Origin of the sequence: Shigella sonnei (assembly GCF_002950395.1) — a bacterium.
Lineage (GTDB): Bacteria > Pseudomonadota > Gammaproteobacteria > Enterobacterales > Enterobacteriaceae > ECMA0423.
On record NZ_CP026802.1, the window covers coordinates 3,699,136 to 3,711,300 of the forward strand.

Here is a 12,165-nt window from a genome sequence, read left to right on the forward strand (position 1 = left end):
GCCAGTCAGTTAAGCAACTGACTGGCTCTTTTTCGGGGCTGTGGGGTATTTCCAGGGCCTCTCCTTTACCACTCTCGGGAAGGCCCTTTCCCTTCTCGTCGGTAATTTCACAAGTTGTCCCATACTTGCAAGATCGCGCATCAGCTCCGGTATACGTCCCGGTGAAGCGCCCTGCAATGTCATCAGCATTCTCATCACCATTCCGCATGATTCTGAGAAACTCAGTTGATTCGGCCAGTAACCTTTCAGATGTTCCGCCATTTTAATCATCTGATATCTCACCAGATTATAAGCCAGTAAGACACCCCACAGCTCTTGCTCCACAAGCTCCGGCTTTTTACTTCTCAGCGTCAGCCTGCTCAGTTGCATCGTCTGTTTTATCTCCCTGTATCCCAGTTCGATTTCCCAGCGATGACTGTACAGATCCGCCATTTCTCCTCCGGGGAAGCGCATGGCGTCCGTCATCGACGTCAGCAGATGGCAGACTTTTCCTTTGCGCGTCACGGTCAGCAGGCGGGCTGTCACTTCATTTCCCAGTCCCGGCCACTTTTTTCGTGCCTGCGGGCTGGTTTTCAGCTTCACCAGATGATCGCCTTTACCCAGTTTTCTGAGCTCTTCATATTGCGCTCCCTTTCTGAGAGGTATCATCCAGTGGCGGTGTTCTCCCGCCAGGCTCCAGGCATTTAACAGTCCCAGTGAGTAATAACCTTTATCCATTAACGTCAGAGTGTTATCGCCGGTTTGTTCTATAAGTTGCTCAGCAAGCTCATTTTCGCTGTTCTTCATCGTGCCGAAGGCTGCAGCCGTCAGCAGATGGCTGGTCAGTTCCATCTGGCAGACCATTTTGACCTGCGGGTAGAGCGCCGGGTTCCCGGCATGTGTCTGGCGGGGGAAGGCTGCATCGTTCTCTGGTGTATCCGGTGTGCGCCAGAACACACCATCGATGGCCAGCAGGGTCAGGCCGCACCAGTGCGGATGCGGCGTGGCGTTATGCCAGAGCTGCGCTGTTTTCGTGAACACGCGGCGGACAGCCTCACTTCCCAGGCGCTGGCGGGCCTGAATAACGGCACTGGGGGCAACGAAGGGGCGATTGCCCGGCAGCATGATGTCCAGGCGATTCACAATCTGGTGAAGAGGTTCTTTACGCTCAAGCGCCATGCCAACAATACACCAGACCATCATTTCGAGGGAAGACGGCGCTTGCGTAGCGTTACAGTACCTGATTCGGCAAGGCAACGAGAGATGAGTTCGGGGTCGAGGTAATCCCCCAGAGAAGTCAGTGGGTTACGCAGAGAATCGTAACGGGATACCAGATCAAGAGCCTGTCCAATGTGCATAAAAAAATCCGGAAACAAGTGAGCGTTTCCGGATTCTTACACAGCCACTGGATCGGTCAACTGATCCTTAACTGATCGGCATTACAGCAGAAGGTGGCGTTAAATCTCGCTTCAGGTGAAGGGAATTTCTTTATCCGTCCTGGCGGCGTGTTTTATGTCGCGGGAGATAAAGTCGACATCGTTCGTCTGGATGCCTTCAAAACCAGTAAAGAGATTCAGTTTGCGGTGCAGTCAGGGCCAATGTTGATGGAAAACAGTGTAATTAATCCGCGTATTCATCCCAACGTCGCCTCACGTAAAATTCGTAACGGTGTTGGGATTAATAAACATGGGAATGCCGTGTTTTTGTTGAGCCAGCAGGCGACAAATTTTTATGATTTTGCCTGTTATGCCAAAGCGAAACTGAACGTTGAGCAGCTGCTTTATCTTGATGGCACGATTTCACATATGTATATGAAAGGCGGGGCAATCCCGTGGCAACGCTATCCTTTTGTCACCATGATTTCCGTCGAGAGGAAAGGTTAAGCATTGTACACTCGAGGAGGCCAGACAAACTGGGGCTGGCTACACAGCTGAAAAATCATCAGATAAATGAAGGGAAACAAAAATGAAAAAAACGCTCGCAACGTTATTTTTATTAACGTGTCTGGGATCATCATCCGCTTATGCGGATAACGCTTTGATTTTACAAACTGATTTTAGCCTGAAAGATGGTGCCGTCTCGGCGATGAAAGGGGTCGCATTCGGTGTTGACCATAATCTTAAAATATTTGATTTAACACACGAAATTCCACCGTATAACATCTGGGAAGGCGCTTACCGCCTGTATCAGACCGCCAGTTACTGGCCGCAAGGTTCGGTATTTGTCAGTGTGGTCGATCCTGGTGTTGGTACAGACCGTAAATCGGTAGTGCTAAAAACCAAAAACGGTCAATACTTCGTTTCACCAGATAACGGTACGCTCACTTTGGTGGCGGAATCGCTGGGTATTGAGAGCGTCCGGCAAATCGATGAAAAAACCAACCGCCTGAAAGGTTCCGAAAAGTCATATACCTTCCACGGTCGTGACGTGTATGCCTACACCGGTGCACGCCTGGCTTCCGGAGCGATCACGTTCGAACAGGTGGGGCCAGAGCTTCCTGCAAAAGTTGTCGAACTTTCTTATCAGAAAGCCAAAGCAACAAAAGGTGAAGTGAAGGGCAATATCCCGATTCTCGATATTCAGTACGGCAACGTCTGGAGCAATATCAGCGACGAGTTGCTGAATCAGGCAGGAATCAAACTCAACGACACGTTGTGTGTAACCATTTCCGAAGGTTCCCAGCAAAAATACGCAGGGAAAATGCCGTATGTCGCAAGCTTCGGCGATGTGCCGGAAGGCCAGCCGATGGTGTATCTAAACAGCTTATTGAATGTTTCCGTGGCGCTCAATATGGATAATTTCGCGCAGAAACATCAAGTTGCGTCTGGTGCTGACTGGAATATTGATGTGAAGAAGTGCGCTAAGTAAGGTGCTGATGCAGGATGCGGTGTGGCGCACCGCATCCTGCAACGGAGTTGTAAATTACACCGTCTCCAGCCGGGCGTAAGCCGCCACCAGCCATTTGATTCCCTGGCCCTGGAATGCCACCTGCAAACGGCTATGTTCACCGCTGCCTTCCATATTGACGATGGTGCCTTCACCAAACTTAGCGTGGCGCACGCGCTGGCCGAGTTTGTAGCCGCTGTCGTTCTCGACCATCGGCGTACCCATCCGCTGATGGCTAACCGGGCGGCTTACCGTGGCGCGCAGGCGCACCTCTTCCACACACTCTTCCGGCAGCTCGCCGATAAAGCGCGACGGGCGATGGTAAACCTCTTTGCCATACAGACGGCGAGTTTCCGCGTAGGTCAGCGTCAGTTTCTGCATCGCACGGGTTACGCCAACGTAGGCCAGACGGCGTTCTTCTTCCAGACGTCCGCCTTCATCCAGCGACATCTGGCTTGGGAACATGCCCTCTTCCATACCGACGATAAACACCTGCGGGAACTCCAGCCCTTTCGCCGAGTGTAGCGTCATCAACTGCACCGCATCCTGCCAAGTATCCGCCTGCCCTTCACCTGCTTCCAGTGCCGCATGGGAGAGGAACGCCTGCAGCGGCATTAAATCTTCGTCTTCTTCGTTGTAGCTGAACTGGCGCGTTGCCGTCACCAGTTCCTCTAAGTTTTCGATACGCGTCTGACCTTTTTCGCCCTTCTCCTGCTCGTACATGGTACGCAGGCCGGAGTCTTTAATTACCCGGTCAGTCTGTACATGCAGCGGCATATCGGCAGTTTCTTGCGCTAAGGCATCGATTAATTCCATAAATCGCTGCAAGGCGCTGGCAGCTCGCCCGGCGAGGGCTTTTTCCTGCAACAGTTCACGACATGCCTGCCAGAGTGTTAACTGGCGATCGCGCGATGTCTGACGTACCACGTCCAGCGTCCGGTCACCAATACCCCGCGTTGGCGTATTCACCACGCGCTCAAACGCCGCGTCGTCGTTACGGTTGGCAATCAGACGCAGATACGAGAGCGCGTCTTTGATTTCCTGGCGTTCGAAGAAGCGCATCCCGCCGTAAATACGGTACGGCATACTGGCCTGCAACAGTGCTTCTTCCAGTACACGCGACTGGGCGTTACTGCGGTAGAGAATGGCGCACTCGGCAAGCGCCCCGCCGTTGTCCTGCCAGGTTTTGATGCGGTTAACCACAAAACGCGCTTCGTCGAGTTCGTTAAAAGCGCAATAGAGGGAAATAGGCTCACCGTCCGCGCCATCGGTCCACAGTTTTTTACCCAGACGCCCGTTGTTGTTTTCAATCAGGGCGTTCGCGGCGCTCAGAATATTGCTGGTAGAGCGGTAGTTCTGCTCCAGACGGATAGTTTCAGCACCGGGGAAATCATTGAGGAAACGCTGAATATTCTCTACCTGCGCCCCGCGCCAGCCGTAGATTGACTGGTCGTCATCGCCAACGATCATCACTTTGCCGGTATCGCCCGCCAGCAGGCGGATCCACGCGTACTGAATGTTGTTGGTATCCTGGAATTCGTCCACCAGGATGTTGGTAAAACGTTCGCGGTAGTGTTGCAGGATATGCGGCTTGTTAAGCCACAACTCGTGAGCGCGCAGCAGCAGCTCGGCGAAGTCCACCAGGCCCGCACGATCGCACGCTTCCTGATACGCCTGATACACCTTCTGCCAGGTCTGCTCCACCGGATTACCGTAGCTTTGAATATGATGCGGACGCAGGCCTTCATCTTTCTGGCTGTTGATGTACCACATTGCCTGGCGCGGCGGCCACTGCTTCTCGTCGAGGTTCATGGCTTTGATCAGACGCTTAAGCAGGCGTAGCTGGTCTTCACTGTCGAGGATCTGGAAATCCTGCGGTAGATTGGCGTCCATATGGTGCGCACGCAGCAAACGGTGCGCCAGCCCGTGGAAGGTGCCGACCCACATGCCGCCCTGGCTGGTGCCCATCAGTTGCCCGATACGATGACGCATCTCCGCCGCCGCTTTGTTGGTAAACGTCACAGCCATAATCGAGTATGGCGAGCAGTTTTCCACGCTCATCAGCCAGGCGATACGATGCACCAGTACGCGCGTCTTACCACTGCCCGCGCCCGCCAGCACCAGAAGGTTGCTGCGTGGCGCGGCCACCGCTTCGCGCTGTTTGTCATTAAGGCTGTCGAGCAGGTAAGAAACGTCCATTGGCACCGCCGCGTAAAAATAGGTTGGGCGGAGAAGCGCAACGCCCTCCGCCAAAAAGCTGGGTATATATACAGATTTACTGATTATATCAGCGAGGTCAGAGATGCCAACCGGGAAATTTCCAGATGCGGCAGTAAACGGCTGTCCCAGGTTTGCATCAGATCGCCATTTTCCGGTCTGATCCAACAAGCCTGCATTCCGCTGCGAATTGCCCCACCCACGTCAGTGGTGAGATCGTCCCCAACATGTAAGATCTCGCCGATCGGCACGTTGAGTTTTTCCGCAGCCAAAAAGTACATATCGCTGAACGGTTTTGAGCGCCCGTGCGGGCCAGCGCGCAGCACAAACTCAAAATAATCCCCCAAACCAAACAGTTCCGGCTGGGCGTTACCGTTGGTGATCGCCACCAGCGGCCATTTCTTCGCCAGCTGTTTTAAGGTGTCGTGAGTTTGCTGCGGGACGTCGATTCGGCTGCGCCATTTGGCAAAGTTAATCATTGCTGCGTGTGCGCCTGCACTGGCTTCTTCGGCACTCAGCCCGGCGTCGAGCATCGCTTGTTCAATCGAACGAAAACGCCAACGCGTCACGTCGTGATAAATCTCGGGTTCCGCTTCCCGTACCGCCTGGCGCAGGCGTTGCAGATCTTCATTCTGGAAGCTGCGCAGCGCCGGATGATAATTTTGCACAAAGGTAAGCGCCTCTCGCTCGGTGCGCAAAATCACCGGACGGTTATCGTAAAGGGTATCATCCAGGTCAAAGGTGAGCGCCGAGATGCGCCCCAAAGGCCGGTAAAAACGCATTATTTCCCCCGTTTGGCGCGTGGATGCGCCGCATCGTACACCGAGGCAAGGTGTTGAAAATCAAGATGAGTATAGATTTGCGTGGTGGAGAGGTTGGCATGACCCAGCAGCTCCTGCACACCACGAAGATCGCCGCTCGACTCCAGCATATGCGTGGCGAACGAGTGACGTAATTTATGCGGATGAACGTGATTATTCAGCCCTTGTTTTATGCCCCATTCGGCAAAGCGTTTCTGCACATTACGCGCGGAGATACGCTTGCCCAGTTTCGACAGAAAAAGCGCGTCGTCTTCGCTACCAAACAGGTCGCGCAAATCAAGCCAGTGCTCAATCCACGCCACAGCGTTGCGACCAATCGGCAGGCGGCGCTCTTTGCTGCCTTTCCCCATTACCCACACTTCACCAGACTCCAGGTCGAGGTGTTTGATATCCAGCCCCACCAGCTCGGAAAGACGCAGACCCGCGCCGTACATCACTTCCAGCATTGCACGGTCGCGTACAGCGAGGGGATCGTTGATATCAATGTCCAGCAGCCGATTCATATCGTCGACGTCGATATTTTTCGGCAGATGACGCGGCGCTTTCGGTGCCGAAACACCTTTCGCCGGGTTAGCTTTGAGTTCGTTCTGGCTGACCAGCCAGTCAAAAAAGCTACGTAGCGCAGAAAGCCGTAACGCGAGGCTTGCTGCTCCCAGCCCTTTACGGCGACTGCGTACAGCAAAATTGCGCACCATCGTCACATCACATTGCTGCCAGCTTTGCAGGACGTTTTCGCTGGCAAAATTGATGATCGCCTCAAGCTGACGCTGGTAGTTAAGCAGGGTTATCGGGCTAAGCTGGCGCTCCACGCTCAGATAACGTAGGTAGCGTTCTACATCGGTGTGTAAATCGGTCATACGCGTTCAATCCAACGCTCCAGAAGCTCCGGCAACATCAGCGCAATTTCATGAAGTAACTGCGTTCCCTGCCCTTGTTGATAGTGACTGGCATCGCGACTGGTAAACAGCACGACACCCAAATCAGCATCGCTTCCCAGCATCGACATCGCCACCGATCCCACCGCTTTCGCTTCCGGTAGCACCACCAGCAGCTCTGGTCCGTTAAGCGGCCCAAGATAGTGCTGTTCCTGCCCCAAACGCTGAATACGCAGCGGTTCGAAAGACTGACGGCTTAATGCCAGATGAGTGTGGTTCGACGGCGCACCTAAGCGCCAGCGATCCGGAAACAGGCGCAGACTCGCACCTGCCAGGCCGAGATCGCGCGCCCAGCGGTGAAAGCGCATCAGCATATCGTCGAGACTGCTGGCGGCGGTGAGACTGCGCTGCAGGTAGAGTAGGCGATAAAACAGGCCTTCGTTGGCGATAGCCTGTTCCATCAACAGCGCCATGTTCTCTTCCAGAACATGAATATGATTACGTGCGCGGGCCATGTGCCACTCGACCAACGAAACGGTGCCGCGTACCGGATGCGGCACACGTATCGCTTCTACTGCGCGCGCATTACGGATAAAAAACTCAGGATTTTTAATCAGATAATCGACAACCGCCCGGTCATCAAGCTCCGTGAGTGTTTCCTGCAGTTCTTCCCCTGGTTGCTTCATAGATGAATAAATCCGTCGTAGACATGTACCGCCGGGCCAGTCATATATAACGGGTGACCCGGACCTTTCCAGGCGATATCAAGACGACCGCCGGGGAGTTCCACGCGTACTTCTTCGGCCAGCAAACCTTGCTGAATCCCTACTGCAACCGCCGCACACGCGCCGCTGCCGCAGGCCTGGGTTTCTCCTGCCCCACGCTCATAAACGCGTAAACGAATATGCTCGCGCTTAACCACTTGCATAAAACCGATATTGGCGCGCTCCGGAAAACGCTCGTGGCTTTCCAGAACAGGACCAAGCGTTTCTACCGCCGCGGTATCGACATCATCGACCTGAATCACGCAATGCGGATTTCCCATCGACACCACGCCGCATAAGATTGTCTGCTCGGCGGCGCGCATAATATAGGTCTTTTCCGCTTTGTTAGCGCGAAACGGCACGGCGGAAGGTTCGAAGTTGGGTTCGCCCATATTTACGCGGACCAGATCATCATCGGTGACGGTCAGAACCATCCGCCCGTTGGCGGTGCTGACGCGGATATCACGCTTATTGGTCAGTCCTTTCAGACGCACAAAACGGGCAAAGCAGCGCGCACCGTTGCCGCACTGCGCCACTTCACTGCCATCAGCATTGAAAATGCGATAGTGAAAATCCAGTTCAGGATCATACGGCGGCTCAACCACCAGCAGTTGGTCAAACCCTACCCCCAGGTGTCGATCAGCCAGGCGACGAATCAGCTCCGGTGAAAAAAAGACATTCTGCGTTACCGCGTCGACGACCATAAAATCGTTGCCAAGGCCATGCATTTTCGAGAACTGCATCATTTACTCCAATCACGCGGGTACAGAAACTGACTTTTAGTAATTCACCTGGGATGGACCATCGCCAGTGGCGCGATCGTTTTTATCCGGCACCGTGGATTGCGTTTGCGTCTCTACCGGTTTGGTCGGCGGCGGTGCGTTTTTATCTGCAGGCGGGAAATAGAGCGGACCTTTCAGACCGCAGCCCGTCAGGCTGAAGAGAGTAAGTAATACAGTGAGTGCCTTAAACACGTTTTTCATTATGGATTGCCTGTAAAGTTCATCGCTTTCTGCTTTCTGCTTTCTGCTTTCTGCTTTCTGCTTTCTGCTTTCTGCTTTCTGCTTTCTGCTTTCTGCTTTCTGCTTTCTGCTTTCTGCTTTCTGCTTTCTGCTTTCTGCTTTCTGCTTTCTGCTTTCTGCTTTCTGCTTTCTGCTTTCTGCTTTCTGCTTTCTATCATCGCAGGAGAAGACGTAAAAGCAAGCGTTTAGCGACTCTTTATGAAGTCTGAAAAGTGAGGAAATGCTGCGAGTATAACGCTTACTCGTGGGGATTTATGTTTTGCTGGTAGTTTCGTGATCGGCACCTCGCGCCAGGATGGCTCTATGCACTATCGCAATGTGGTTTGTTTGTTGTCTTTTTTAGTTCCGTCAGCGTGAGGATGCTCGCTCGGTAAACCTGATCATAATGTTTACCAGAAACAGGGAAAGGCGTGGTGTAACTGCGCCCTAATGAAGAGACAAATCTTTCGCTACACAGAGACATCATTATTCCGGTGACGGATGAATCGTGCCGGAACGCAGCCGCAGAGGTGCAAACTTTGAAGCCCTGACCCCATGCCGCTATACTGCCGCCATCACTTAAAAACAGGATACAACAATGAACGACAGTGAATTTCATCGCCTGGCTGATCAACTCTGGCTGACCATTGAAGAACGCCTGGACGACTGGGATGGCGACAGCGATATCGACTGCGAAATCAACGGCGGCGTGCTGACCATTACCTTTGAAAACGGCAGCAAAATCATTATCAACCGCCAGGAACCGCTGCACCAGGTATGGCTGGCAACCAAACAAGGCGGCTACCATTTTGATCTGAAAGGCGATGAGTGGATTTGCGATCGCAGCGGCGAAACCTTCTGGGATTTGCTGGAACAGGCGGCGACGCAGCAGGCGGGTGAAACAGTCAGTTTCCGCTAAGATTGCATGCCGGATAAGCCTCGCTTTCCGGCACGTTCATCACGAAAAATATTGCTGTAATAGCGGCGTATCGTGATCCTGATTGGCAGGCGGCATGTTACCGATAGATTTTGTGCGGAACGGAATCACCTGTTCACGACCATCAACCTTCACAATCTGATAGAACTGCGGCAGGTTGAAGTTGATGAAGCTTGAGCCGTAGGTGAAGCGGTCGTGCGATGACGAGTAGAAGCGACTGACGTCACGCACCAGTTCCTCTTTGCTGCCTTCGCAGTGGTGATACACCTCAACCCGGTTGCTTTCGTCAAGAATGTAGATATTAAAGCCATTCTCGTCTTGCGTTTCTTCGAAGAAGAACTGGATGATCCCTTCACTAGCAAAGCCGTCCACCACCGCCGGTAATTTGACGTGATTGGTTTCAACCTGCACTGACAGGCCGTGCAGTTTGTTATGCGAAATAGCGCCATAAAACTCGATGGCGTTCTCCAGCTTCTGTACCGATACATTCAGGCGTTCGAAGAACAAGCCCCAGGTTTGACCAGAAACGCGCAGCGCCTTGAAACGCCCGGTTTCCTGGCGGGTGCTGGAAAGGCGCAGTTCAATACACTCAGAAACCAGTTGCTGCACGCGAGTACGGATTAACCCGCGCAGATGCTGGCTATAACAGAAGACTTCCACGCTATCTGGCGGTGCGGCGTCCTGATGCATTTTGCCGAGAATAGTTTTCAGGGCTTCGATCATCGATTGCTCGCCGTTGAAGTGCAGCGTACGCACTTCGTTCCACGAGTTGCGGTACAGCAGGTCAACGCTACCTACCAGGCAATTTTGATTCTCGCCAAAGCTGAAGACATCCAGCTTACGGAAATCAAAATGCACCACCTGATTGCGGAACGCCGCTGTCGGGTCATATTCCAGGTTAACGATAATCGCCAGATGGCGGATCTCACACGGGCTGTAGAGCGCCTTCGGTGTCGGTGCAGGTAAGCGCAGCGGGAAATGGTGCGACACGTCGGCGACCATCTCCTGCAACTTAGGCAAATCGACAATGCCGTTACCTTTAATATACAAACGGGTGCGCGAGGTCAGCAGACCGTTAAACCATGCCCACGCCACCAGTTTATTCAGGTAACGGTTATATTCCAGCGGCTGATGGCTGATGATCGACTCAATATTTGGCGCGCGGTTATACAGATACCAACCTGAACGGTTAGCCCGGCCCGGCGGCACATAAATAAAGGTCAGATTCGGTTCCGAGAGATCGGGTGAAATCTGCGGGTTTACCAGCGTCACTTTACCTGGTAATGCTTCAAACGCGGCATACAGCTTACGCGTCAGCACGCCGATATCCTGCGGACTGGCGGAGACGCTAAGGTTATTGCGACGCGCAAAGCGGATCAGATTACGGTAGCTCTGCATCATCGCGTCGAGCAACTCGTTGTGCGCCTCACGCACCTGATCAATCTTCCAGTTAGCACGGTTATCGAGCATTGCCAGACGAGCTTCGTCCCAACCCCACTCGCTCACTAACTGGCTCAACACTGCGCGACGCCAGCCTACACAGGCGCGTTCACGGCTGAGTTTTTCGCACACTTTTAAATAGAAGCAGCGACGTACTAAATCCAGACGGGTGAAATCTTCAATCGCCGTCAGGTATTCAGTAACACGCTCCAGCATCATGCAGTATGGATCGAGGCCAAACGATACAATCTCGCCGTCGTGCAAACGCTGTTTGATATCTTTCGCCAGCAGACGTGGGTTCGGGTATTCCCAGGAATAGGCTTCCAGCAGCAGTGTTTTCAGCACCGCTTTGTATGGGGAATCGATACTCTTGTAGAGCTGCCAAAGGCTGGCACCAAAGTACTCTTCAGCAGAAAGCGAGCTTAAGCCACCGAGATCCAGCCATTCATTTGGCGTCAGCACGCCCTGCGCGTAAAGCGTCATCACATAGTCGTCGTAATGCTCTTCTTCGTCGCACGGCACCATATTCCACAGAATACGCTTACCGGCGAGACGCACGGCGGTACGATAAAATTCGTCAAGCAGCAGTATATGCTGGGTGGAGCCACAATCTTCGCCCCCCAGGCTGCCGCTTTCATTATGACGAAAGCGGTTTTCATCAATCAGGAAGAAGCTGACTTCCACACCCAGCGAGGCGGCCCAGCTTTCCAGCAGGCTGCATTTACGTTGTAGTAACTGGCGCTCTTCGCTATCGAGCCAGGATTGATGACAGACCCAGATATCCAGGTCAGAGGAACAACTTTGCCCTACGGACGAGGTGCTGCCCATGGTGTATACACCAGTAATTGGAAGCTCACCTTTCGGTGGATCCTGTACTGACATTCCACGATACAGTTCAAGCTCGTTCAGGTAGTGGCGTTGAGTTTCATCAGGCGTGTAAAGGCAAATGCCTTTGGGAACGTTACCATCAAGGTAACCCGGCATTAGCGGATGGTGATAGTGCAACAATGTCGGCAGTAGACTGTAGACCTGTTGGAATGCAGGCCCCATAGCAGCAAGCGCGCGATCCACACGCAATTGATTTATGGCATCCAGTCTCTGTTTCAGAGTCTCAATATAGAGGTACAAGACGTATCGCCTGATTTGCTACCCGTCATGACTGTGATTCCGCCAACATCAACGGTAACACGCGGCATTCGGGATATTTCGTATGTCAAAGGTAACCGTTACCACTTTTCGCGCCTG

The 12,165-nt window shown here is 53.2% G+C and carries 10 protein-coding genes and 3 pseudogenes; 4 read left to right on the top strand and 9 right to left on the bottom strand.

Features of this window, described 5'->3' with window-relative positions:
• Positions 1-9: 9 nt before the first annotated feature.
• A pseudogene (locus tag C1P89_RS19160) lies at positions 10-1,355 on the bottom strand (IS4-like element IS4 family transposase).
• A 66-nt stretch (positions 1,356-1,421) separates the two neighbouring features.
• Between C1P89_RS19160 and C1P89_RS19165 the strand changes: the two are divergent.
• Together C1P89_RS19165 and C1P89_RS19170 are read left to right on the top strand one after the other, a co-directional pair.
• Positions 1,422-1,862, top strand: a pseudogene (locus C1P89_RS19165) (phosphodiester glycosidase family protein); the annotation flags it as partial.
• An 82-nt stretch (positions 1,863-1,944) separates the two neighbouring features.
• On the top strand, positions 1,945-2,847 hold the full coding sequence (locus C1P89_RS19170) for an SAM hydrolase/SAM-dependent halogenase family protein (RefSeq protein ID WP_000751617.1): 903 nt from the start codon (positions 1,945-1,947) through the stop codon (positions 2,845-2,847).
• A gap of 54 nt (positions 2,848-2,901) precedes the next feature.
• On the opposite strand, the gene uvrD is transcribed toward C1P89_RS19170, so the two are convergent.
• The 7 genes from uvrD to C1P89_RS19205 form a co-directional block, all read right to left on the bottom strand.
• Positions 2,902-5,064: a DNA helicase II gene (gene uvrD / locus C1P89_RS19175; protein WP_000383407.1), complete on the bottom strand. Its 2,163-nt coding sequence runs from the start codon at positions 5,062-5,064 to the stop codon at positions 2,902-2,904.
• A gap of 83 nt (positions 5,065-5,147) precedes the next feature.
• Positions 5,148-5,864, bottom strand: a complete 717-nt coding sequence (yigB, locus tag C1P89_RS19180; protein ID WP_001213584.1) for a 5-amino-6-(5-phospho-D-ribitylamino)uracil phosphatase YigB — start codon at positions 5,862-5,864, stop codon at positions 5,148-5,150.
• Complete coding sequence (gene xerC, locus C1P89_RS19185) at positions 5,864-6,760, bottom strand: tyrosine recombinase XerC (RefSeq protein WP_000130703.1); 897 nt, start codon at positions 6,758-6,760, stop codon at positions 5,864-5,866. The genes yigB and xerC overlap by 1 nt, the downstream gene beginning before the upstream one ends.
• Entirely contained in the window at positions 6,757-7,464 is a 708-nt protein-coding gene (locus C1P89_RS19190; protein WP_000812796.1) for a DUF484 domain-containing protein, read from the bottom strand. The genes xerC and C1P89_RS19190 overlap by 4 nt, the downstream gene beginning before the upstream one ends.
• Entirely contained in the window at positions 7,461-8,285 is an 825-nt protein-coding gene (dapF, locus tag C1P89_RS19195) for a diaminopimelate epimerase (protein ID WP_001160654.1), read from the bottom strand. The genes C1P89_RS19190 and dapF overlap by 4 nt, the downstream gene beginning before the upstream one ends.
• Before the next feature lie 36 nt (positions 8,286-8,321).
• Entirely contained in the window at positions 8,322-8,525 is a 204-nt protein-coding gene (gene lptM, locus C1P89_RS19200) for an LPS translocon maturation chaperone LptM (protein ID WP_000799889.1), read from the bottom strand.
• Positions 8,525-8,722, bottom strand: a complete 198-nt coding sequence (locus C1P89_RS19205; protein ID WP_000573102.1) for a hypothetical protein — start codon at positions 8,720-8,722, stop codon at positions 8,525-8,527. Before C1P89_RS19205 ends, lptM begins: the two co-directional genes overlap by 1 nt.
• Before the next feature lie 115 nt (positions 8,723-8,837).
• On the opposite strand from C1P89_RS19205, the pseudogene C1P89_RS26370 reads away from it, so the two are divergent.
• Together C1P89_RS26370 and cyaY are read left to right on the top strand one after the other, a co-directional pair.
• Positions 8,838-9,016: pseudogene (locus C1P89_RS26370) on the top strand (DKNYY family protein); the annotation flags it as partial.
• A 125-nt stretch (positions 9,017-9,141) separates the two neighbouring features.
• Positions 9,142-9,462: an iron donor protein CyaY gene (gene cyaY / locus C1P89_RS19215; protein ID WP_000999947.1), complete on the top strand. Its 321-nt coding sequence runs from the start codon at positions 9,142-9,144 to the stop codon at positions 9,460-9,462.
• A 39-nt stretch (positions 9,463-9,501) separates the two neighbouring features.
• Here cyaY and cyaA read toward each other — a convergent pair whose 3' ends face one another.
• Complete coding sequence (gene cyaA, locus C1P89_RS19220) at positions 9,502-12,048, bottom strand: class I adenylate cyclase (protein ID WP_000281680.1); 2,547 nt, start codon at positions 12,046-12,048, stop codon at positions 9,502-9,504.
• Positions 12,049-12,165: the final 117 nt, after the last annotated feature.